Annotated in this window: 14 protein-coding genes and 2 pseudogenes; 8 read left to right on the top strand and 8 right to left on the bottom strand. The window is 70.3% G+C overall.

Going from position 1 to position 22,797, the window contains the following annotated elements; translation table 11 throughout:
* Positions 1–114 precede the first annotated feature (114 nt).
* Complete coding sequence (locus AB0F77_RS29385; protein WP_361954695.1) at positions 115–1,161, top strand: LacI family DNA-binding transcriptional regulator; 1,047 nt, start codon at positions 115–117, stop codon at positions 1,159–1,161.
* A gap of 145 nt (positions 1,162–1,306) precedes the next feature.
* Here AB0F77_RS29385 and AB0F77_RS29380 read toward each other — a convergent pair whose 3' ends face one another.
* A complete protein-coding gene (locus AB0F77_RS29380; RefSeq protein WP_361954694.1) occupies positions 1,307–3,526 on the bottom strand; it encodes a S1 family peptidase in 2,220 nt (739 codons plus the stop codon).
* A gap of 207 nt (positions 3,527–3,733) precedes the next feature.
* Here AB0F77_RS29380 and AB0F77_RS29375 point away from each other — a divergent pair.
* The 3 genes and pseudogenes from AB0F77_RS29375 to AB0F77_RS29365 form a co-directional block, all read left to right on the top strand.
* Positions 3,734–3,973 (top strand): annotated as a pseudogene (locus AB0F77_RS29375) (ALF repeat-containing protein); the annotation flags it as partial.
* Positions 3,974–3,997: 24 nt separating this feature from the next.
* Positions 3,998–5,995, top strand: coding sequence for a polymorphic toxin-type HINT domain-containing protein (locus tag AB0F77_RS29370; RefSeq protein ID WP_361954693.1), 1,998 nt, complete (start codon positions 3,998–4,000; stop codon positions 5,993–5,995).
* Positions 5,992–6,486, top strand: a complete 495-nt coding sequence (locus tag AB0F77_RS29365) for an Imm1 family immunity protein (RefSeq protein ID WP_361954692.1) — start codon at positions 5,992–5,994, stop codon at positions 6,484–6,486. The genes AB0F77_RS29370 and AB0F77_RS29365 overlap by 4 nt, the downstream gene beginning before the upstream one ends.
* A 93-nt stretch (positions 6,487–6,579) precedes the next feature.
* Here the strand turns inward: AB0F77_RS29365 and AB0F77_RS29360 are convergent.
* The 3 genes and pseudogenes from AB0F77_RS29360 to AB0F77_RS29350 all read right to left on the bottom strand — a co-directional run.
* Positions 6,580–7,367: pseudogene (locus AB0F77_RS29360) on the bottom strand (IS30 family transposase); the annotation flags it as partial.
* A gap of 131 nt (positions 7,368–7,498) precedes the next feature.
* Positions 7,499–8,167, bottom strand: coding sequence for a class I SAM-dependent methyltransferase (locus tag AB0F77_RS29355; RefSeq protein ID WP_361954691.1), 669 nt, complete (start codon positions 8,165–8,167; stop codon positions 7,499–7,501).
* Between the two features lie 107 nt (positions 8,168–8,274).
* Positions 8,275–9,702, bottom strand: coding sequence for an alkaline phosphatase family protein (locus AB0F77_RS29350; RefSeq protein WP_361954690.1), 1,428 nt, complete (start codon positions 9,700–9,702; stop codon positions 8,275–8,277).
* A gap of 238 nt (positions 9,703–9,940) precedes the next feature.
* Here AB0F77_RS29350 and AB0F77_RS29345 point away from each other — a divergent pair, with 238 nt between their 5' ends.
* From AB0F77_RS29345 to AB0F77_RS29335, 3 genes are all read left to right on the top strand, one after another.
* Entirely contained in the window at positions 9,941–10,984 is a 1,044-nt protein-coding gene (locus tag AB0F77_RS29345; protein ID WP_361954689.1) for a helix-turn-helix domain-containing GNAT family N-acetyltransferase, read from the top strand.
* An 18-nt stretch (positions 10,985–11,002) separates the two neighbouring features.
* Complete coding sequence (locus AB0F77_RS29340) at positions 11,003–11,803, top strand: sugar phosphate isomerase/epimerase family protein (protein ID WP_361954688.1); 801 nt, start codon at positions 11,003–11,005, stop codon at positions 11,801–11,803.
* Between the two features lie 173 nt (positions 11,804–11,976).
* Positions 11,977–13,797: a glycoside hydrolase family 3 protein gene (locus AB0F77_RS29335; RefSeq protein ID WP_361954687.1), complete on the top strand. Its 1,821-nt coding sequence runs from the start codon at positions 11,977–11,979 to the stop codon at positions 13,795–13,797.
* 76 nt (positions 13,798–13,873) lie between these two features.
* Here AB0F77_RS29335 and AB0F77_RS29330 read toward each other — a convergent pair whose 3' ends face one another.
* From AB0F77_RS29330 to AB0F77_RS29320, 3 genes are all read right to left on the bottom strand, one after another.
* Positions 13,874–15,298 (bottom strand): S28 family serine protease, encoded by a 1,425-nt coding sequence (locus tag AB0F77_RS29330; RefSeq protein WP_361954686.1) that lies wholly within the window; start codon positions 15,296–15,298, stop codon positions 13,874–13,876.
* A gap of 94 nt (positions 15,299–15,392) precedes the next feature.
* The gene (locus AB0F77_RS29325; RefSeq protein WP_361954685.1) at positions 15,393–15,782 is read right to left on the bottom strand and encodes a hypothetical protein; all 390 of its coding nucleotides are present in this window, start codon (positions 15,780–15,782) and stop codon (positions 15,393–15,395) included.
* Positions 15,783–15,939: 157 nt separating this feature from the next.
* Complete coding sequence (locus AB0F77_RS29320; protein WP_361954684.1) at positions 15,940–19,671, bottom strand: ABC transporter ATP-binding protein; 3,732 nt, start codon at positions 19,669–19,671, stop codon at positions 15,940–15,942.
* A 613-nt stretch (positions 19,672–20,284) separates the two neighbouring features.
* Between AB0F77_RS29320 and AB0F77_RS29315 the strand changes: the two genes are divergently transcribed.
* Positions 20,285–21,508 (top strand): hypothetical protein, encoded by a 1,224-nt coding sequence (locus AB0F77_RS29315; RefSeq protein ID WP_361954683.1) that lies wholly within the window; start codon positions 20,285–20,287, stop codon positions 21,506–21,508.
* 240 nt (positions 21,509–21,748) lie between these two features.
* Here AB0F77_RS29315 and AB0F77_RS29310 read toward each other — a convergent pair whose 3' ends face one another.
* Entirely contained in the window at positions 21,749–22,777 is a 1,029-nt protein-coding gene (locus tag AB0F77_RS29310; protein WP_361954682.1) for an esterase-like activity of phytase family protein, read from the bottom strand.
* Positions 22,778–22,797: the final 20 nt, after the last annotated feature.

Below are 22,797 nucleotides of genomic sequence, written 5' to 3'. Positions count from 1 at the left end.
GCATCGAGTTGTTCGAGGGGGCGAACAGGCGGGGCCGGTGGCCTTATGGTCTGCACGACGTACGAACCGTCGAGGGACGGCGTACGAAGAGACGCGCGACCGGAGGACTACGAGATGACGGTGACCCTGGCGGACGTGGCGGCCCGCGCCCAGGTCTCCCCCGCGACGGTGTCGCGCGTGCTGAACGGCAACTACCCCGTCGCCGCGGCCACGCGGGAGCGGGTGCTGCGGGCCGTGGACGAGCTGGACTACGTCCTCAACGGGCCGGCGAGCGCGCTGGCCGCGGCCACCTCCGACCTGGTCGGCATCCTCGTCAACGACATCGCCGACCCCTTCTTCGGGATCATGGCGGGCGCGATCCAGTCCGAGATCGGCGGGCCCGGGGGGCGGGCCGGGGGCGAGCGGCTGGCCGTGGTGTGCAACACCGGGGGCTCGCCCGAGCGGGAGCTGACCTATCTCACGCTGCTCCAGCGGCAGCGGGCGGCGGCGGTCGTCCTGACCGGCGGGGCGGTGGAGGGGGAGCCGCACGCGGAGGCGGTGGCGGCGAAGCTGCGCCGGATGACGGAGGCGGGGACGCGGGTGGTGCTGTGCGGACGGCCGCCGGCCGAGGGGACGGACACGGTGGCGCTCGACTTCGACAACCGCGGGGGCGCGCGGGAGCTGACCGAGCACCTGATCGGGCTGGGACACCGGCGGCTCGGGTACATCGCGGGGCCCGAGGAGCGCACGACCACGCGGCACCGGCTGGAGGGGCACCGCGCGGCGCTCGCGGCGGCGGGCGTCGAGGAGGACGCCCGCCGGACGGTGCACGGACGCTACGACCGCCGGTCCGGGTACGAGGCGACGCGCGAACTCCTGCGGCGGGACCCGGAGTTGACGGCGGTCGTCGCCGCGAACGACTCCGTGGCGCTGGGGGCGTGCGCCGCGCTGCGGGAGGCCGGGCGGCGCATCCCGGACGACGTGTCGGTGGTGGGCTTCGACGACCTGCCCTTCAGCGTCGACACGCTACCGGCCCTGACGACGGTACGACTGCCGCTGGCGGAGGCGGGGGCACGGGCGGGACGGATCGCGATGGGGCGGGAGGAGGCTCCGCCCGGGGGGACGGCGACGATACGGGGCGAACTGATGGTAAGAGGCTCCTCGGGGAGACCTCGCACGTGACGTGCCGGACGTCTGCGCAGACACTCAGCCGTTCGACCGGCGGCGATACCCACTGTTCGCCGTGAGCGCCGACCTGTGAGATCACCTCGTCAGCCTCTCGAAGCGATCACCTTCGAAGGACTGACGAGGTTGCCCGGTAGGTGAATTACCGGACGACGTACCCAAAACGGGCACCTGTGGCGGGGAGACCGCCGCTGCCCGGCCGGAACGTGGTGACCGGGCCGTCGGTTCCGCCCGCTGTCACGTTGGTCATGGGCAGTGAGTGGACGGCGCCGGTGCCGGGGCCGTAGGGCATGCCGACGTAGAGGTTGGTTGCGGTGAAGTGGAGACTCGCGCCCAGTTGCGCGTCGGCAGACGGGGGCCCCGGTATGCCGGATGCGTCACCGGCCTCGATCCAGTGATCATTGGTCCCGGGGGAGCCGAGCAGGGAGAAGGCATGGACCGCACCGGCCTTGGCGGTGGTGCCGATGGCTTCACCGGGAATGCCGACGGCGAGCTTCAGCGTAGTGGCGGAGCCGACGGCGCGGGGTGCGGTGTTCACAGCCGTCAGCGTCTGGCCGAAGTTGTCGCCCGTTTCGGCGGTGCCGGTCACATCGTCGCTGTCCGTGCCGGAGTCGATTTCGTTGAGCTGGCTGTAGGTGCCGGCCGCGGTGACACGGAAGGTGACCACATTACCGGCGTCGGATCTGGAGGAACCGCCGATGTCGAGGTCCTCGCCGGGTGAACCCACGGCCAGGATGGATTCGGTGGCGGTCGAGGAACCGGAAGGCCGGTGGGAAACCATGGCGAGGGACGCCCCGAAGAGGTCGCCTTCCTCTGCGTTGCCCGCGACGGTGTCGAGGTCCTGGTCGAGAACGAACAGTGGTGTGGGCTTCCCCTCGGCGTTCAGCCTGTGGTCGAAGACGATGACGTTGCCGGCGTTCGCCTTGGTGCCGATGGCGTCGTTGGGCGCGGCGATGGCGATGTGGTTGGCGTCTGCAGCGACAGTGCTGGCAAATCTGTCGTTCGGCTCTGCCGCACCTGGTACGCCCGTGCTGTCTTGGTTGACACCGACGACGGCGACACTGGTGTTGCCGTGTACGTAGATCGCCTGGCCAGCCTTGGCGATGGATCCGAGGGACTCACCAGGTACCCCGAGAACGAGGAAAGGTTCGCCGGTGGTGGTGGTGCCGGCCGCGACGGCATGGCCGAGCCGGTCACCGGACTCGGAGGCGGAGGCGGCAAGCGCTCCGCTGCCCTGGCCCTGCTCGAAGTGGGTGTCCTTGGCCGTGCCGGTTCCCATGCCATTGGGAGCGCCGTGGAGGATGTCGACCATACCTGCGTCGGCGCTGGTGCCGAGGTCCTCAGAGGGGGTGCCGACGACGAGGTCGGTGCAGCCGTCCTCGTCGTAGTCGACGGTGTCCATGTTCTCGCCGAACCAGTCGTCGGGTTCCGCACCGCCTGACACCCAGTCGAGATCCTGGTTGATCTCGACTGTGCCCTTGCCGCCTCCGTAGACGATGCGCACCAGGCCGGCTCCGGTGTCACCTCCCACAGTCGCCTTGGGATCGGCGACGGCGATGTCCTCGATACCGTCGCAGTTGAAATCCGTGATCCGTGGCGCATCGGTCTTCGAGGCGACCCAGCCGCCGAGGTCGTCAACGCGGGTGGCGATACCGCCGGTGCGGGTCTCGGTGGAGCCGGTGTCGAAGCAACCACCCTGCCACGAGCGGCTGTTGACCGCGACCAAAGTGGCTTGACCGTTGGTGACACGGATTTCGGGGCCCCCTGCGTCACCCGCGCAGATGGTGGTGTCGTTCTGTCCGGTGACAGCCGACGTGGTGGCATCGGAGGAATCCACCGACAGCGAGCCGGTGTGCAACTTCAAAGGTGCCCACTCGTCCCGGGTACGGCCGTACCCGGCGAAGGCCAGTGTCTCGCCCACGGTCGCCCGGGTGGACGCCAGGGCGATGGGGGCCACAGTGGTGACCGGTCGATTCAGCCGGGCGAGCACCAGGTCACGGTCGGTGCGTGGGACCAGTTCGACAACGGTGCGGACAACGCCGTCAGCGGTGGTCAGGTCGGTGCGTCCGATGGTCGCCGTTGTGGTCGACTCCGGCTTTCCGGCCGGCACCGACAGGCTCGTTGCCGGGTCATCGGCGAAGCAACTGGCGACGGTCAGCAGCCACTCGGCGTCCACCAACGTACCGGAGCAGGCGCGGCTGCTGTCACCTGCACCGATCTCCAACCGCGCCGTGAACGCGTGAGTACCGGTTGAAGCGGGGGCGCCGGTGACGGCTTGGGCCGGAACAGGTGCGAGAACTAAGGGCGCTGCCGCAAGGACCACTGCAAGCGCGGAGCCACGTATGGGTCTGGTGTGTTGCATGACCTTGGTTTCCTGGTGTGAGTCCTGCACGTCCGGCGAAAATCGGACCGCAGCACGATTGACGGGTGTTCGCAGTCAGAGGGAGTGCGGCTCTCGTCGGCTTCGCCGCGCGGCTGCACCTGGCTGCCGACGGCCTTGTTTCGGAGACCGCAGGTCAGCTGGTGACCCGTAGCTCGATGAGCATCGTCGGCTTGCCGGAAGCACCGGATTCGCCGTAACCGGTTCGGTCCCTGGCATCAGGAAGCCGGCGCGCGCGCACTCTCCGGGACCGACCAGGACGTCCTCGACTACCTGCGCACCCGCTGGAAAGAGGCCGGCGACAACGACGTACGCCAACGCGTCGTCAACCTGAGCACCCAAAGCCCCTACGCCTCCGTCCGCACCGCGGCCGCCGAAGTCCTGAGCAACGGGACCCCGGAACAGATCGAGGCATTCCACTCCCTCGGCCAGTACCAGGCCGCCCGTGTTGACATGAGGGTCGAAGTCGCCCGCCTCGCCGAGACCGGCGGTCCCGGGGTCAGCGACGCCGCCAAGGCCGCACTCGCCGGCGGAGACGGCAAGACCCTCGCGACATTCCTGCACATCGGCCAGTACAGCAAGCGCGTGGCCGACGAAAGGGTCGTCACCGGCCGCCTCGCCGAGACCGGCGGCGCCGAAGTCCAGGCAGCGGCGAAAATCGCTCTCGCCGGACCACCCGAGCTGATCCACGAGTTCGTCAGCACCGGCCAGTACATGGCCCAGCGCAAGGACGACCTCGCCACCACCCACGTCCATCAGGTCCAGCGGCTCCTCGCCGAGGGCTCCCTGGTCTCCGCGAAGGCACAAGAGAACGCCTGGCGCGCCGCCGAAGCAGCGGCCAAGGCCATCAACGCCGCCGCGGAAGCGGCAACCGCCTCCGCACAGGCGCAGAAGTCGGCCGACCAGGCCGCGCAGTACGCGGCCGACGCCAAGACGTCGGCGAATGCCGCCGCCCAGAGCGCCGCCGACGCAGCGGCATCAGCGGTCACCGCGCGCAGCGCTGCCGACCGGGCCGCACAGGACGCCACTGCCGCCGAGGATTCCGCCGCTGACGCGGAGTTCTCGGCCTCCTACGCACGCTACTCGGCACAGCAGGCCGACAACTCCGCCGACCGGGCCCGCGCATCGGCCACCGCCGCCGACAAGAGTGCCGCCGAAGCGGAGGCCGAAGCCAAACAAGCCTGGCAGGCAACCCGCGACCTCGCTGATCAGGAGATGGAGGAGGCCCTCAAACAGGCGAAGGAAGAGCGGAAAGCACAACAGAGCAATTCCCCCGACGCCTTCTGCGTCGACCTCCTTCCGTTCGATCACTCGATCTTCCCGATCAACACGGTCATCTGCGACCACGGGGCGATCGACCAAGCCGTGGACGTGGCGAAGGACCCCCGCACATACAAGGCGATCATCTGGGAGTTGTCGGGGCTCGCCGACATCAAAGCCTGCATCGCCGACCCCACCCTCGGGGACTGCGTGATGGCCGTCGTCGGCGTCACACCCTGGGGCAAGCTCAAATTTGCCGCCAAGATCGGCAAGGGTGTCGAAGCGCTCAAGGGCGGGCGAGCCGTCCGCCGGACTGTCAGCTGTCTGGCCGGCGCGGCACACAGTTTCCCGGTCGGCACCAAGGTCCTCTTGGCCGACGGCACCAGCCGCCCGATCGAGCAGATCAAACCCGGCGACCTCGTCACCGCCACAGACCCCACTACCGGCGAAACCGGCCCCCGGACCGTCACCCGCACCATCCATACCCCCGACGACCGGAACTTCACCGACGTCACCCTCGCCGACGGCTCCACCCTCACCTCCACCGCTCACCACCCCTACTGGACCGAGAACGACCGGACGTGGAAGAACGCGTCGGACCTCAAGGCCGGCGACACCCTCCGCACCCCGAACAACAGCACTGCCGCCATCGCCCGCACCCGCGACTGGCAGGGCCTCCAGGGCGCCTACGACCTCACCGTCGACGACCTCCACACCTACTACGTCTCCACCGGCACCACCAATGTCCTCGTCCACAACACCGACGCGGCCTGCCCCAAATGGGTAGAGGACATCTTCGATGAACTCGCGAGCGAGTGGATTACAACGGGGAAAATTCGGGATGACAAGGGAAATCGGATACCATCCCTGCCGGACAGCATTGTCAGCATGAAAGATGAAGACACAGCAGGCATACAGGCCTATCTCAAGAAGATCGGATACGGCCACCCTAAACAGACTAGTTTTTTTGGAGACACGCACGCGGAGACCAAACTCGCCTACAAAATGCTGATGAACGATGTCAAGGACGCGACCATCGTCATCAACAACAATAAAGGCGTGTGCACCGGCCGAGATTCCCGCAGCGTTCTCATCGAGAATATACTTCCCGTCGGATCTACACTCACAGCGTACTATCCAGGTGCGAGCACCCCTAAGGTATTCCAGGGCAGAGGGCCAGGTAAGATATGATTGTCGAATTCTGGATCAATGGCGAGATGAAGCGAACTTCCGCTCCACAGGAAGTAAAGATCGCCATCGACCGGGCCTTGAACGAGCTGGAGTCAGAACGCGAGGTTCCTTTGGGATTCGATGCGGGGAGTATCGCATCGTTCCATGTGTTCGACCTTCCAGAAGGAACAGAAGTTCCCGCGGTGGCGGAAAATTCCTTGATCGTGGGGGTAAATCGAGATAGCGGATACGGCGGAATGATCTGGTGGGGCGAGGAGATTCCTGAAGATCCCGATCAATTTTACTGGGTATCACACAACGAAACTCCACCTTCCTTCGATCCGCGCGTTACCTCTGACCCCGGCTATCCTCTTTGGTACGAACGATGCAACGTCGTGCCAGTGGATAGGGTTGAAGCCGCACTAAAAGAATTCTGCTTCAATCAGGGAAAGCGACCGACTGTCGTTGATTGGGAGCCCAGCACCGCGAACGGTCAGCGACTGAACGCCTAAAAGCCACGTAGCGGCGCCCTCGTTCGGTGTAGGCAGCGTCCCCACCTACCAGCAGGGGCGGATTCCATCGGTCGTTGCAACACGTCATCAGTGTTAGGCAGTCGTGAGGAGTTTATGCAGAAGCTCGGCTGGGATTTCCCGGCCGAGCGTTTTGCGTGGGCTGCCGTTGAGTTCGGCGACGGCGTCGAGGTACTCGCGGGTGTGGACGGACAGGCCGGTACCCATGGGGAAGTACTGCCGCAGCAGGCCGTTGGTGTTCTCGTTCGAGCCTCGCTCGCTGAAGTAGACCGGGATGTCTGTGGCGGAGGTGCCGTCTCATTTCGCTGCCCTGGTCCCAGGTGAGGGACCGTATGAGGTGGGTCAGCAATGTCTTCACGGTCTCCACCATTGCGTCGCGGACCAGTTGGTGCCGCGGCCGTCGGGCAGGTGCAGGAGCACCACGTAGCGTGTGAAGCATTCGACCAGGGTGCCGATGATGGAGTCGTTGTCCTTGCCGGTGATCAACTCCCGGCGCAGTTCTCCTCGGCCCTGGACGTAGAGGGCCTGGTAGATCGTCTCGTGGACCGCGTGTATCTCCGGGCGGCTGGGAGGTCCCGCCGTAGGTGCTACACGATCTGTTCCGGGCTCCAGCGCCTGTCCAGGCGCTCTTGTATGTACTCCCGCAGTTCCGGGTTCAGCGCATTCTTCCCGCGTTTGGGGCGGGGCGAGGGGCGGCGCGTCTTGGTGCGGGCCTCAGCAGCACGGGGGCAGTACTCGCCGTTGGTGGGGCGGCGGTTGCGGCGTATCTCCCGCCTGATCGTCGACGGGCCGCGTTCCAGTTCCGCGGTAATCCAGCGCGCGGAAGCCTCTGCCCACATCTGATCAGCCATGTAGAGACGTTCCGTCAGCATCAGGGTGCCGAGGCGACGAAACGACCCCCTCAGCCCGCACGCGATGTGCGGGCTGGCGGTAGCCGGTGGCGCTTCACGCGGGTTCCGGCACGGGACCCTGTGTCGGCTCCAATACCTGGTGTTCAGGCAGGGCGTTCGGCCATGATGATCAGGCTTGGGCCGGTCTGTTCGTCCGCGGGGAGGTGGAGTTCGGCGACCGGGTGCAGGCCCGCCCGCTCGATCAGGTCCCTGAGTTGTTCCGGCTGCCATTTGTGTGTCGTCCAGCGAACGGGCACGCCCCCGTAGGCCTCGGTGCGCACCACGTCCTCGTCGCCGACGTGCGTACCGGTGATGAAGTGTCCGCCCGGCTTCAACGCGTGTGCGAAGTGGGCGAGGACCTGGGGGAGGACGTCCCGGGGGAGGTTGAACAGTGACCACCATCCGAGCACACCTCCGAGGGACGCCTCGGCGAGGTCGAGCTCCGTGGCGGAGGCCACGCTGAAGCGGCAGTGGGGATGAAGGCGGCGCGCGTTCTCGATCATGCGAGGGGAGAGGTCCACCCCGGACACGTCGAGTCCGCGTTCGGCGAGGTAGGCCGTTACCGTTCCGGGGCCGCAGCCGACGTCCAGGACCGGCCCCAGCTCCCCCACGGTGTCGGCGAAGGCGTCGATCGACGCCTTGAGCCATGGATGGTGACGGATGTCGCCCACCCCCGTCGTCACCACCATGTGGGCGTAGTTGTCGGCCACGCGGTCGTAGGACTCACGGACCACGTCGAGATCGGACGGGCGGTCGATGGGGTGTGTGGGCATCGGGTGACGATAGGGCACTCCCGGCCGTCGGATCGGGTGGGTGCCGAGTGCCCGCCCCCAAGTGCGAGTGGGGGCGGGCCGGCGAGGTGGTGGCTGGGGTGGCACGGCTATACGTGCGGTCTCGTGCCCGGTTCCTGTCGGGGGAAGTGCTGGGTCGTCGTCGGGAGGGTGGGCTTGGGGAGGGTGGCGACCTCCTGCTTGGCCCTTTCGAGTTGTTCCGCCGTGTCGTCGGGCAGGCGGGGCGGACGGGTGTCGGCGTCGGTGAAGCGGAAGGCGCTGGTCAGGTCGCCGAAGGTGGCCCGGCGCCAGTCGCTCACGTTCGGTTCCGCCACGCCCGTGAAGCGTTCCAGGAACTGGAGGGCCGACGTGTGGTCGAACGCCTCGGAGGCGACCCAGCCGCCCACGGTCCAGGGCGAGACGACGATCGCGGGCACCCGGAAGCCGCCGCCGATCGGCAGGCCCCCGATGAACTCGTCCTTGGTGCCTGCGGGCGGCGTCGGCGGGACGACGTGGTCGAACAGGCCGTCGTTCTCGTCGTAGTTGAGGATGAACGCCGTCTTGCGCCACACCTTCGGGTTGGCCGCGATCGCCTCGATCTTCGACGCCACGAAGTCGGCGCCCGCGGCAGGCAGATAGTCCGGGTGCTCCGACTGGAAGCTGGTCGGCATGATCCAGCTCACCGCCGGGAGCCGGTCGGCTCGGGCGTCGTCCTCGAACGTGCCCTCGGGCTGCGGCCGTACACCGCGCTCGTAGAGGTCGGACCCCGGCTGCGCGGCACGGAACGCCGCGAACTGCTCCAGCATGTTGCAGCCGTAGTCGTCGTCCTGCTGGTAGACCTTCCAGCTGACCCCGGCGGCCTGGAGGCGCTCGGCGTACGTCGTCCAACGGTACGGCGACGGCGCCGAGTTGCTGATGACCGGACCGCCCCGGGTGCCGCCCGGGTCGATCGAACCGGTCATCCACATCAGCCGGTTGGGCCAGGTCGGGCCGAACACCGAGCAGAAGTAGTTGTCGCAGACGGTGAACGTCTCGGCGAGCGCGAACTGGAACGGGATGTCCTCACGCGTGTAGTAGCCCATGACGTAAGGCCCGTTGACACCGTCGGCCTTGCGGTGGGCCGGCAGCCACCGGTCCATCCGGCCGCCGTTCCACGCCTCGTGCTGGACCGACCAGGCGTGACTGGTGGAGGGGATGGCCTGCGCGCTGGACGTGTGGGTGTCGAGGTGGAAGGGCAGCAGATAACCCTTCGGGTTCCGATCGTCGGGCTGGTAGAAGACGCTGCGCCCGTCGCCGAGCCGCAGCGCGTCCGGGTCGGCGAAGCCGCGCACCCCGGACAGCGTGCCGAAGTAGTGGTCGAAGGACCGGTTCTCCTGCATCAGCAGGACGACGTGCTCGATGTCGCGCAGCGAGCCGTTCCGCGGCGGCTCGGCGGCGACGGCCTTGCGGACACTCGGAGGGAGGAGGGAGAGGGCCGCCGCGCCACCCAGTGCTCCGGCGGCCGAACCCAGGAGTCTGCGACGCGTCAACTCAGCCATGGTTGCCCCTTCTTGAGCGTTCTCGCGGACTGGACCGCGGCCACTCTCCGCCCGGGGCGGCGTACGGCGTCAGAGGCGCGCGATGAACGCGCGGACAAAACGCGGCATGAACTTGGCCAAGCCATGACAGTCACGGACGGCATGTTGCCCGGCCGTCGCCGCGTCTTCACGCAGGCGCGGGCGGAGGCGTACGCTCGGAGTACATCTCTGACCCAGTCAACGATCCGGGGTCGCCATCATGACAGCGCAGGACGTCCGCGCCTTCAACCGCTTCTACACCAACGTGATCGGCGCCCTCGACTACGGCCGCCGCCTCTACGCCCCGTACACCCTCACCGAGTCCCGGGTGCTGTACGAACTGGCCCACTCACCGCGCACCGACGCCGCCGACCTCCGTACGGAACTCTCCCTGGACGCCGGGTACCTGAGCCGCATCCTGAACCGGTTCGAGGGGGACGGGCTGGTCGAGCGGGCACCGTCGGAGCGGGACTCGCGGCGACGGCGCGTCACCCTCACCGCGGCCGGCCGCGAGGCCGCCGGGCTGCTCGACGAGCGGGCCCGGGAGTCGGTCGACGCGCTGCTCGCGCCCGTGGTCCCGGACGACCGGGCCCGGCTCGCCGAGGCGATGCGCACCATCCGCGACGTCCTGGGCGACGGGACCCTGCCGCCCCGCTCCGACACCGCCCTGCCCGGGCCCCACTCCGACGGTGTCCCGCCCGCGCCCCGTCCCGACGCCGCCCTGCGAAAACCCCACCCCGACGCCGCCCTGCGCGAACCCCGCCCAGACACCGTCCTCCGCGAACCCCGCCCCGGCGACCTCGGCTGGATCGTGCAGCGCAACGCCGCGCTGTACACCGCCGAGTACGGCTGGAACGCCGAGTACGAGGGGCTGGTCGCCCGGATCGTCGCCGACTTCGCGCAGGACCACGACCCCGGGCGGGAGCGGGTGTGGATCGCGGAGACCGAGGGCGGACGGCCGGTGGGCTGTGTGATGTGCGTACGGGACGACACGCCCGACACCGCCCGGCTGCGGCTCCTGCTCGTCGAACCGGCGGCCCGCGGGACGGGCCTCGGCGACCGGCTGGTCGGGGCCGTGATCGGCTTCGCGCGCGACGCCGGGTACCGGCACCTGGTGCTGTGGACCAACGACGTGCTCACCGCCGCGCGCCACGTCTACCGGCGGCACGGCTTCGTCCTCGTCGACGAGACCCCGCACCACTCCTTCGGCAAGGATCTCGTCGGCCAGGACTGGCGCCTGGATCTCCACGGACCGGGCCGCTGACGAGTAGGGTCCGTGCACATGAAGCTCGCCTTCTCCACCCTCGGTGTCCCCGGTCTGCCCGTACCCGAGGTACTGGCGCTCGCGACCGCCCACGGCTACCACGGCGTCGAACTGCGCGCCCACCCCGAGGAACCGGTGCACCCCGGTCTCGGGCCGGCGGAGCGCGCCGACGTGGCCGCCGCGTTCAAGGCGACCGGCGTGGAGGTGCTGGGGCTCGCCGGGTACGCGCGGGTCGCGGCGCCCGGCGAGGACGAGCCGGTGCTCACCGAAATCCGCCGACTCCTCGAACTGGCCCACGACCTGGGCGCCCCGTACATCCGGGTCTTCCCCGGCGGCGACCCCGACGTACCGCGGGAGGAGTCGGACGCGACGGCCGCGCGGCGCCTCGGCACCGCCGCCGAGGACGCCGCCGCGCTCGGTGTGCGCATCCTGCTGGAGACGCACGACTCGCACCGCACCGGCGCCGACGCCATCCGGGTCCTCGGGCCCGTCGGACACCGGCAGGTGGGCGCGCTGTGGGACGTGATGCACACCTGGCTGGGCGGGGAGCAGCCGCAGGAGACCTTCGCGGCGCTCGCCCCGCACCTCGGGTACGTGCAGGTCAAGGACATCGCGTCGGCCGACGACACCACGCCGCTGCCGCTCGGCGCGGGGGTGCTGCCGCTCACCGAGTGCGTGGACGTCCTGTGCCGCGGGGGCTGGGACGGCTGGCTGTGCTGGGAGTACGAGAAGCGCTGGTACGAGTCGGCCGCCCCGCTCCCCGGCCTCCTGGGCCCCGGCCGCGACCACTTGGTGCGCCTCCTGAACGAGGCGGCGTGACGCAGTACGTGCCGGAGTGACGGGGAACGGCGGTCCCCGGGCCGGCCGAAGGGCCCGTGCGGCCCGTGCGGCCTCTTGACTGGCAGAAAGCGTCAAGATATTCGTGGCTCCCGGAAGTTTCCTTCAGAACGCCACGCAACTCCACGGATCCCCCCTCCGGAAGGAGCGCGCACGTGCCCGACAGCGCCGTGGGAAACATCCCCACCCCCTCCAGACGCACGGTCCTCGCCGCCACCGCCGGTGTGACCACCACCCTCTCCGTCGGCGGCCCCGCCCACGCCGCGGGCCGGGAGCGGCGGCTGCGCGCCCTCGTCTCGCGCATGTCCCTGGAAGAGAAGGTCGGCCAGCTGTTCGTGATGCGGGTGTACGGACACTCCGCCACCGACCCCGACCAGGCCGACATCGACGCCAACCTCTCCGAGATCGGCGTCCGCACCGCCGCCGAACTGGTCGCCAGGTACCGCGTCGGCGGCATCATCTACTTCACCTGGGCCCACAACACCCGCGACCCGCGGCAGATCGCCGCCCTCTCGAACGGCATCCAGCGCGCCTCCCTCGCCCTCCCCCGCGGCCTGCCGCTGCTGATCGCCACCGACCAGGAGCACGGCATCGTGTGCCGGATCGGCAGGCCCGCCACGCTCTTCCCGGGCGCGATGGCCGTCGGGGCGGGCGGCTCACCGGCCGACGCCCGCGAGCTCGGCCGTCTCTCGGGCACGGAGCTGCGCGCCATGGGCGTCAACCAGGACTACTCCCCCGACGCCGACGTGAACGTCAACCCGGCCAACCCGGTGATCGGCGTCCGCTCCTTCGGCGCCGACCCCGACGCGGTCGCCGCGCTCGTGGCCGCCGAGGTGAAGGGCTACCAGGGCGCGCGGGTCGCGGCGACCGCCAAGCACTTCCCCGGGCACGGGGACACCGCCGTCGACAGCCACTACGGCTTCCCGGTCATCACGCACACCCGGGAGCAGTGGGAGGAACTGGACGCCGCGCCGTTCCGGGCCGCGATCCGCGCCGGCATCGACTCGATCATGACCGCGCACATCCAGTTCCCGGCGCTCGACGGCTCCGGCGACCCGGCCACCCTCTCCGAGCCGATCCTGACGGGCATCCTGCGCGGTGAACTCGGCTACGACGGGGTCGTGGTGACCGACTCCCTCGGCATGGAGGGCGTCCGCACCAAGTACGGCGACGACCGCGTGCCGGTGCTCGCCCTGAAGGCGGGCGTCGACCAGCTCCTCAACCCGCCGGACCTGGACACCGCCTGGAACGCCGTGCTCACGGCCGTGCGCGGCGGGGAGCTGACGGAGGCACGGCTCGACGAGTCGATCCTGCGGGTGCTGCGCCTCAAGGACCGGCTGGGGCTGCTCGACGAGCCGTACGTCCGGGAGGACCGGGTCGGCCGCACGGTGGGCACGGCCGCGCACCTGGCCGCCGCCGACCGGATCGCGGAGCGGACGACGACGCTGGTCGTCAACGAGGGCGGGCTGCTCCCGCTGTCCCGGCGCACGCACCGCAGGCTGCTGGTCGTCGGCGCCGACCCCGCCTCCCCGTCCGGCACGACGGGACCGCCCACCGGGGTGCTGGCCGCCGCGCTGACCGAACTGGGCTTCACCGCCACCGCGTTGTCCACGGGCACGGCACCCTCCGCGGCCGTCGTCGCCTCGGCGGTGGCCGCCGCTCAGGAGGCGGACGCGGTGGTCGTGGGGACGTACAACGTCACGGCGGGCAGTGCGCAGCAGTCGCTCGTCCGGCAACTCCTCGCCACCGGGCGGCCGGTGGTGGCGGTGGCCGTCCGCAACCCGTACGACGTCGCCCAACTCCCGGAGGTCCCGGGCTTCCTGGCGGCGTACTCCTGGACCGACGTCGAGGTCCGGGCCGCGGCCCGGGTGATCGCCGGCCGGGTGTCCCCGCGCGGCAGGCTGCCGGTGCCGGTGCAACGGGCCGACGACCCCGCGCGGGTGCTGTACCCGATCGGGCACGGGCTGTCCTACTAGTGCCCCGGCGGGCGAACGTCGCCTGCCGGGGCACTAGCCCGAGGCCGGGGCCGTGGGCCCCGGCCTCAGGCCCGGCCTACGGACGCAGCGCCGGTTCGCGCTCCGTCGTCGTCACGTCCAGCCCGGCGTCGTGGCGGGCCAGGGGCCTCGCCGTCGACGGGTCGGCCGTGACCGCCGGGGAGGCGACGCCGGCCCACTCCAGGATGCGGGCGGTGGCGAGCGCCCGCTGCTCGGGCACCAGGCCCGCGACGTTGGCGCCGTGGTTCATGCCGGGCGCGGTGAAGACGTACGAGTCCTTCGCGCCGTGGCCGAGGCGGAACCGCTCGGCGCCCCACGGGTCGTTCTCGCCGTAGACGTAGAGCATGTGGCGGGCGTTGTGCCGCACCCACTCGTCCACGTCACGCATGGTGCTCGGCTGGAACTTCATCGGGATGGACCGCGGCACGAAGTTCCGGGGCGGCTGGTAGCCGTAGGTGACGTACTTCTTCTCGATGTACGGGAAGTGGAGGGTCGGGGCGCCCAGTTGGGTGCCCGCCTGGTAGTAGTACGGCGTGTACGGCTCCAGGCCCTGGTCCGTGTAGAACGAGAACCCGGAGATCGCGTCGACGGAGTTCCAGATCTCGTCGTCGCTCGCGTGCTTCGCGTCCGCCGGGACCGTGTCGCAGTCGGCGAGCAGGCCGTACTGCCAGAAGCCCCACACGTAGTCGAGGACGACGGCCTCGTAGGCGCGGTCCAGGCTGCCGATCGTGGTGAAGGTGAAGCCGTTGTCGGCCGCGTACGCCGCGTACTTCTTCTCCAGCGGGGCGCGGCGCACCAGCGCCTCGCGCTGTACGGCGTCGAGCCGGTCGCGGCACTCCGCGGTGCCGACCCGGGCGAAGAACCGGTCGTACGCCGAGTCCTCGTGGTCGACCACGTCGTTGGGGGCGACGTACGCGACGACGCCGTCCATGTCGCGCGGGTAGAAACGCTCGTAGTAGGTGGCGGTCATGCCGCCCTTGGAGCCGCCGGTCGCGATCCAGTTGCCGGCGTAGACCTTCTTCAGCGCGGTGAAGATGCGGTGCTGGTCGCTCGCCGCCTGCCAGATGTCCAGCTTGGACCAGTCGGCCGGGGCCGGGCGTGAGGGGGTGAAGAAGCGGTACTCCATGGAGACCTGGTTGCCGTCCACGATCTGGGTCGGCTCGCGCCGGCCCGGCGTCGTGGAGACGCCGTAGCCTCCGGTGTAGAAGACCGTCGGGCGGCTGACGTCCTTGTGCAGCACGGTGATCCGCTGCTGGAACGTGCCCTTGGACGGGTGCCGGTGGTCGACCGGCTGGGTGTAGTTCAGGACGAAGAAGCGGTAGCCGGTGTAGGGCTTCTCCTCGATGAGGCTCATGCCCGGTATCGCGAGGAGCCGGTCCTTGATGTCGGCAGTGCCGGTCGTGGCGGCCGTCGCCGTGCCTGCCGTGCCCAGCGTGCCGATGAACACCGCGAGCGCGAGCAGCCATCTGAGCGCCTTGCGCATGCACCCTCCCTGTGAGACAGATGTGCGCCGGAAGTTATCGGAGCAACTGCCTTCACACCAGGGGGGTTTGTGACATTCCCTGCTGGCCTGCGGTTCAGCAGAGGATCCAGCCGGAGCCGACCGAGGCCGCGCCGACCGATCCGGTGACCCGGACGCAGCGGTGCCCGGCGTGCACGGTCACCGGGCCGGCGCGCTTCCCGTAGCGGCCCTTGTCGACGACGGGCAGGTTGCCGCGCGCCTGCACGCCCACCGACATGGTCCGCCCGGTCCCCGGCTTCCTGGGGAGGGTGACGGCGCAGACGTAACCGCCGCGCCGATGGACGTGCACGGTGCCGGTGGCGAAGGGCAGGACGCGCACCTCGTGTCCGGCGCAGCCGCCCGAGGCGGCGCGGGCGGCGCCGGGTGCCGCGAGGGCGAGCGCGCCGGCCGCGGTCAGCGCGGCGGCGGCCAGCGCCAGATGCCGGCGGGTCGCACCTCTGCTCACTCCGGTCCCTCCCGTACCGCGACCGTACGTCCGTCAGGAGCGTACTGGTGTACGGACGCAGCACGGGTGTCGGACGGTTGCACGCTCCACCCGGGACGGTTGCCCGCTCCCGGGGACGGCCGCGCGCTCCACCGGCTCAGCGGGCCGTGCCCCCGCCTCAGCGGGCCGCGCCCACCGGCTCCTCGGGTTCCGCCTGGCCGACGAAGGTCCGCCACAGCTCGGCGTACCGGCCGCCGAGGGCGAGGAGTTCGTCGTGGGTGCCGTCCTCCGCGACCCGGCCGTGGTCCATCACCACGATCCGGTCCGCGCGGGCGGCCGTGGTCAGGCGGTGGGCGACGACGAGGGTCGTACGGCGACCTGCGAGCCGGTCGGTGGCCAGGTTGACCTGGGCCTCCGTGGCGAGGTCGAGGGCCGCCGTCGCCTCGTCGAGCAGCAGCACGTCGGGGTCGACGAGCTCCGCGCGGGCGAGGGCGATCAGCTGGCGCTGGCCCGCCGAGAGATTGCGCCCGCGCTCGGCGACCTCGTGGAGGTAGCCGCCCTCCAGGGTGGCGATCATGTCGTGCGCGCCGACCGCCCGAGCCGCCGCCTCCACCTGGGCGTCGGTGGCGTCGGGCCGCCCGTAGGCGATGGCGTCGCGGACGGTGCCCTGGAAGAGGTACGCCTCCTGCGGGACGACGCCCAGGCGGTGGCGGTACGAGGCCAGGTCCAGGGCGCGCAGGTCCGTGCCGTCGACCGTGACCCGGCCGCTCGTCGGGTCGTAGAACCGGGCCACCAGCTTGACCACGGTGGACTTGCCGGCGCCGGTCTCGCCGACGAAGGCGACGGTCTGTCCGGCGGGGATGCGCAGGGCGACGCCGGTCAGGGCCGCCTCGCCCCCGTCGGCGGCGCCGTACGCGAAGTCCACGTCCTCGAAGGCGATCTCGCCGCGCAGGGACCGCACCTCCCGGGGTTCCTCGGCGGAGGCGGTGGACGTCGGCTCGCGCAGCAGTTCCTGGATGCGGCCCAGGGAGACGCTGGCCTGCTGGTAGCCGTCGAAGACCTGGGAGAGCTGCTGGACGGGGGCGAAGAACAGGTCGATGTAGAGGAGGTAGGCCACCAGCGCGCCGGTGGTCAGCGTGGCCGCCTCGACCCGGCCCGCGCCCGCGATCAGCACGGAGGCCGCGGCGACCGAGGACAGCAGCTGGACGAACGGGAAGTAGACCGAGATCAGCCACTGGCCGCGGATGCGGGCGGCGCGGTAGCTCTCGCTGCGCTCGGCGAACCGGCGCCCGCCGTCCCCCTCGCGCCGGAACGCCTGGACGATGCGCAGTCCGGCCACCGACTCCTGGAGGTCGGCGTTGACCACCGACACCCGCTCACGGGCCAGCTCGTACGCCTTCACGCTCGCCCGGCGGAAGAAGTAGGTGGCGACGATCAGCGGCGGCAGCGTGGCGAACACGACGAGGGCGAGCTGGACGTCGATCACCAGCAGGACGACCATGATCCCGAAGAAGGTGACCACGGAGACGAACGCGGTGACGAGGCCGGTCTGGAGGAACGTCGACAGGGCGTCGACGTCGGTCGTCATCCGGGTCATGATGCGGCCGGTCAGCTCGCGCTCGTAGTAGTCGAGCCCGAGCCGCTGGAGCTGGGCGAAGATCTTCAGTCGCAGCGAGTACAGCACGCGTTCGCCGGTGCGGCCGGTCATCCGGGTCTCGCCGATCTGCGCCGCCCACTGCACGACGACGGCGGCCAGACCGAGCAGCGAGGCCGCCCACACCGCGCCGAGGGCGAGCCGGGTGACGCCCTGGTCGATGCCGTGCCGGATCAGGACCGGCAGCAGCAGGCCCATGCCCGCGTCGAGGGCGACGAGCAACAGGCTGACGAGGAGGGGCGCGCCGAAGCCGCGCAGCAGCCGGCGCAGGCCGTAGGAGTCCTCCGGCAGCACCGCCCGTGCCTCGTCGACGCCGGGGGTGTCGGTGGCCGCGGGCAGCGCCTCGACCTGGGCGAGGAGTTCGGGGGTGGCGGGGGTGCCGGCGAGGGCGAGGTCCTTCGGCTCGCGGTCGCCGGTCCACAGCCGGGGGGTGACCCCGCGTTCGGCGTCGAACTCGGCGTCCAGTTCCTCGCGGACGCTGGTGTCCTGCCGCGGCGGTGCGGCGGGCGGGGCGTGGCCCGGGGAGACGCCGCCCAGCTCGTCCGGGTCGGTGAGCAGCCGCCGGTAGAGGGCGGAACGCTCCTGGAGTTCGTCGTGGGTGCCGAGGTCGGCGAGCCGGCCGCCGTCGAGGACGGCGATGCGGTCGGCGAGGTTCAGGGTGGAGCGGCGGTGGGCGATCAGCAGGGTGGTGCGGCCCTCCATGACCTGCTTCAGGGCCTCGTGGATCTCGTGCTCGACCCGGGCGTCCACGGCGGAGGTGGCGTCGTCCAGGACGAGCAGGCGCGGGTCGGTGAGGATCGCGCGGGCGAGGGCGACGCGCTGGCGCTGGCCGCCGGAGAGGGTCAGTCCCTGCTCGCCGACCGTGGTGTCGTAGCCGTCGGGCAGCTCGGTGATGAAGCGGTGGGCCTGGGCGGCGCGTGCGGCCTGCTCGATCTCCTCCTGGGTGGCGTCGGGGCGGCCGTAGGCGATGTTGGCCCGGACGGTGTCGGAGAACAGGAAGGAGTCCTCGGGGACCATGGCGATCGCGGCGCGCAGCGAGTCGAGGGTCAGCTCGCGCACGTCGTGGCCGCCGACGAGGACGGCGCCGTGGGTGACGTCGTAGAAGCGCGGCAGGAGCAGGGAGACGGTGGACTTGCCGGAGCCGGAGGAGCCGACGACGGCGAGGGTCTCCCCGGGGCGGATGTCGAAGCTCAGCCCCGCGAGGACGGGGCGGTCGTCCGCGTAGCCGAAGGGGACGTCGTCGAACTCGACGGTGGCGGGCGCGTCGGCGGGCAGCGTCTTCGTGCCGTCCGTGAGGGTCGGCTCGGTGTCGATCAGTTCCAGGACGCGTTCGGTGCCGGCGCGGGCCTGCTGGCCGACGGTGAGGACCATGGCGAGCATCCGCACCGGGCCGACGAGCTGGGCGAGGTAGGTGGAGAAGGCGACGAAGGTGCCGAGCGTGATGTGTCCGCGGACGGCCAGCCAGCCGCCGAGGGCCAGCATGGCGACCTGGCCGAGGGCGGGGACCGCCTGGAGGGCCGGGGTGTACGTGGCGTTCAGCCGGATGGTGCGCAACCGGCCCGCGAACAGCCGCCGGCCGACCTCCCGGAGCTTGCCGGTCTCCTGGTCCTCCTGGCCGAAGCCCTTGACCACGCGGACACCGCTGACGGCGCCGTCGACCACCCCGGCGACGGCGGCGGCCTGCGCCTGCGCGTACCAGGTGGCGGGGTGCAGACGGCTGCGGCTGCGGCGGGCGATCCAGCCGAGGGCGGGGGCGACGGCGAGGGCGACCAGGGTCAGCGGCAGCGACAGCCACGCCATGATCACCAGGGAGATCAGGAACAGCAGGACGTTGCCGATCGTCATGGGCAGCATGAACAGCAGGCCCTGGATCAGCTGGAGGTCGCTGGTCGCGCGGCCGACGACCTGGCCGGTGGACAGCTCGTCCTGACGGCGGCCGTCGAGCCGGGCGATCGTGTGGTACATCTCGGTCCGCAGGTCGTGCTGGACGTCCAGGGCGAGCCTGCCGCCGTAGTAGCGGCGGACGTAGGTGGCCGCGTAGACGAGGACGGCGGCACCGATCAGGGCGCCCGCCCAGGGGGCCATGTCACGGCTGTGGTCGCCGATCACATCGTCGATGATCACCTTGGTGACCAGCGGGACCAGGGCCATGACCGCCATGCCGGCGAGGGAGGAGCCGAGGGCGAGGATCACGTCCTTGGGATGCCGCCACGCGTACGCGGCCAGCCGCCTTGCCCATCCCCGTTGCGTTGCCACGCCGGTGCCTTCCGGTCGACCTGATCTTCCGCAAGGCACCAACGCACAACGAAGCGGATTTCATCCCTCCGCAACAAAGCGCTCCGCTGGGTTCGGCCGTCACCACAGCACGGGTCCGTCGCGGCTGGTCGCCGACCGGCTTCAACGGGCGGGAGCATGTCTCCTCCGGCGGCTCTCCGATGAGCAGATGCAGTTCCTGGGGCGGTCCGTCCATATCACCGGCAGTGCTATCGCCCGAAAGGGCTGCGGGACGGTGCTGCCGGGCGGCTCCCTGATACGCACCCATCGGAACAGCGAACGGGAAGAGCCACTCCGGCAGGCACAAATGCAACGGCCCGACCCGAAGGAAGCGACCGTGCTGGTCAGGAACCTGCCGATGGACGCCCTTCGCGGAATTCATACGTCCGTGAGCGATCAAAGCAAGCCGTCAGCCACGCGCATCAGGCCCGTGACGCGCGAATTCCACGAAGTGCACCCCTCACGGGACCTGAGAGTACCGCGGGCCCCGATGGTGATCTTGTAGTATGCGCCGATGAATTCGCGTAAATACTCGATGGGTTGGCGGTTATTGGCGCCATTGTGCGCGGGCCTGACCGCTGTGGCGGCGACGCTGGTGTCCGCACCTCCGGTCGCCGCCGCCACGCCGTTCGCCGTCCTGCCGCCCTCGACGGTCAGCACCTTCAAGCTGAACATCGACCCGGTGTCGGACTACTCCGCCTACGGGGATGCCATCCGCGGCGTCGAGAAGAGCGGCGCCGTCACCCGGGCGACGCCCCTGGACGTGGCCGAGTCCGGGCAGCACACCGGGCGGGCGGCGCTCTGTCACGACACCGGCCTGGACGGAACCCTCAAGTACGACGGTTTCTGCTGGGACACGACCGACGACAACACCAGTGCCTACTCCAGCACCGGAGGCTGGCACCCGCAGGGCCTGACCGCCGCCCACGACGCCACGGGCAGCACCTACAACGGCCACAACCTCTACCTCGCCTCCTGGTACTACGGCGACAGCACCACCAAGAACCAGTACGGCCGCGTCACCATCGCCGAGTCCACCGGTGCCTCGGTCACCTACGGCCACGTCATGCTCGTGCAGCCGACCGGTAACGCCGACGAAGGCGACTTCATCCCCATCACCAACGTCCACGCCGACGGCATCGTGTGGTACGGCAACAAGCTGTTCGTGGCCAACGGCGGCGAACTGCTCGTCTTCGACATGCAGTACCTGTGGAGGATGAGTTCCACCGCCAGCGACTACGTCGGCATCCGCAACGGTGCGTCCTCGGCGCGCTATCACCAGTGGGCAGTGCCGCTGCAAGGCCGCTACTACACCGGTGACCGGAGCCTGGATCCCCGTGCCTGCACCGGCGGGAGTGGCCGGGCATGTCTGGGCTCGCTGAGCCTCGACCGCTCGGCCAAGGGTCCTGCCCTGATCTCGGGCGAGTACCGCTCCCACGACGCGGGGGCCGGCGGCCGCGTCATCCGGTGGCCTCTGCGGGACAGCACCGACCTGCCGCTCGCCGACAACGGCGCCACCATCGGTACGACGACGGCCACCGCCGCCTACTCGACGCCGGTTTACCAGATGCAGGGCGTGGCCACCGACGGGACCTGGTTCTACATGTCCGGCGAGTGCCCCACGGGTTGGGTCGCGGACCCCACCGCCACCGGCGCCTACTCATGCCTCCACCGGGCACAGCCGGGAGGCGAGCCGTCCGTACTCACCCGGATCCCCAGCCTCACGCAGAATCTCTCCTACAGCACCGCCTCCGGCCGACTCTGGGGGCTGAACGAGTACACAGGTCACCGCGTGGTCTTCAGCATCGACCCGCCGTGAGCGCCGGTCGCACGTGAGGTCGGCGTCGCCCCGTGGCGCCGCCGATGAACGAGCGCAGGCCGTCCGGGCCGACGAGCACCACGGGATCGACCATCCCTGTCGCGGGCAAAGCGCGGTCCGACCGACTTCGGCACGTCTGAAACCGTGGCCGGTGCTCAGGGGCAGTTCCGCGAGTTCGTCGTTCCAGACCCCGACGAAACTGCCCCTGAACAGGGAGAGCGTCAAAGCGCCGCTGGAGTGCTAGGGCGTTGTCCTCACCCGCAGGTAGTAGAACCGTGTCGTCTGTGTCGTGTTCTGGTTGTCGTCGCTGACCAGGAGGACCTTCAGGCGGCCCTTCTCGCGGCCCGTGATCGTCATGCCCTCGATGTTGTCGAGCAGCGGGTTGGGCTGGGGCTGCTTGGCCGTGGCGCCGAGGGAGGGGCAGTCGGCGATGTCGGCGAGCAGGGTCTTCCCGATCGGCCGCACCCCGCGCTGACCGGTGAGGTTCTCGACGTCGCGGGTGTCCGAGGCGTGGCGCGGGTCGGCCAGGTAGAGGCGGACCGTGTTGCCGACGCCGGTGGTGAAGCCACGCTCCAGGACGAGGAGGCGCCCGTCCGGGGTCGCCTGGACCTCGGGCACGCCCAGACCGGCGTCGAGCGGGTAGGCGTACTGCGCGCCGAGCCGGAAGTGGCCGCCCGCGGTCCGCTGCCAGGTCTGGAAGCGCACGATCGTCGGGGAGTCGCCGGACAGGGCGTTCTCCATCGACGCGAGGAGCGTGCGGCCGCCGGGCAGCAGGGTCAGGCCCTCGAAGGTCTGGTTGGTGGTGGCGCGGCCGGCGGGGACGGCCTGGAGGGCGGCCGGCACCGGGAGACGGTCGAGGATGCGGCCGTCCGGGGAGTACCGGCGTATGGACGGCTCGGTCTCGGAGCTGACGAGGAAGGTGCCGTCGCGCTCCGCGACCAGGCCCTCGGAGTCGAGGTCGGCGCCCTTCTCGTCGGCCAGCCGCACGACGGAGGTGGGGCGCAGCGTCCGGGCGTCCAGGCGGAAGAGGGAGGAGCGGTCGGAGAGGGCGGCGAGGGAGCGGCCGTCCGCGGCGAGCGCGGAGAAGTTGCCGACGAAGGTGTCCTGGTACGTCGTCTTGTCGAGCGCGTCGGAGAAGCGGTCGAGGGTGACGGCGGAGGAGCAGGCGTGGGGCGCGCGGCCGGTGGCGCCGGCGGATCCGGCGGCGGTCAGGGTGGCGGCCGCCGCCAGGCCGGCGGTGAGCGTGGCGAGTACGGTTCTCAGGCGCATGGTCGTCACCGTAGGACGGG

Source organism: Streptomyces sp. NPDC026672, from assembly GCF_040638185.1.
In the GTDB taxonomy this organism is placed as follows: Bacteria; Actinomycetota; Actinomycetes; order Streptomycetales; family Streptomycetaceae; genus Streptomyces.
Note: the sequence above shows the minus strand (reverse complement) of the source record. Positions and strands in the feature narration are given on the sequence as shown.

Excerpts from the sequence above, each read along its gene's own strand:
- AB0F77_RS29340 (WP_361954688.1), top strand. The coding sequence starts at position 11,003 with ATGAAGCTCGCCTTCTCCACCCTCGGTGTCCCCGGTCTGCCCGTACCC.
- AB0F77_RS29385 (WP_361954695.1), top strand. The coding sequence starts at position 115 with ATGACGGTGACCCTGGCGGACGTGGCGGCCCGCGCCCAGGTCTCCCCC.
- AB0F77_RS29355 (WP_361954691.1), bottom strand. The coding sequence starts at position 8,167 with ATGCCCACACACCCCATCGACCGCCCGTCCGATCTCGACGTGGTCCGT.
- AB0F77_RS29370 (WP_361954693.1), top strand. The coding sequence starts at position 3,998 with ATGAGGGTCGAAGTCGCCCGCCTCGCCGAGACCGGCGGTCCCGGGGTC.
- AB0F77_RS29365 (WP_361954692.1), top strand. The coding sequence starts at position 5,992 with ATGATTGTCGAATTCTGGATCAATGGCGAGATGAAGCGAACTTCCGCT.
- AB0F77_RS29345 (WP_361954689.1), top strand. The coding sequence starts at position 9,941 with ATGACAGCGCAGGACGTCCGCGCCTTCAACCGCTTCTACACCAACGTG.
- AB0F77_RS29380 (WP_361954694.1), bottom strand. The coding sequence starts at position 3,526 with ATGCAACACACCAGACCCATACGTGGCTCCGCGCTTGCAGTGGTCCTT.
- AB0F77_RS29310 (WP_361954682.1), bottom strand. The coding sequence starts at position 22,777 with ATGCGCCTGAGAACCGTACTCGCCACGCTCACCGCCGGCCTGGCGGCG.
- AB0F77_RS29350 (WP_361954690.1), bottom strand. The coding sequence starts at position 9,702 with ATGGCTGAGTTGACGCGTCGCAGACTCCTGGGTTCGGCCGCCGGAGCA.
- AB0F77_RS29330 (WP_361954686.1), bottom strand. The coding sequence starts at position 15,298 with ATGCGCAAGGCGCTCAGATGGCTGCTCGCGCTCGCGGTGTTCATCGGC.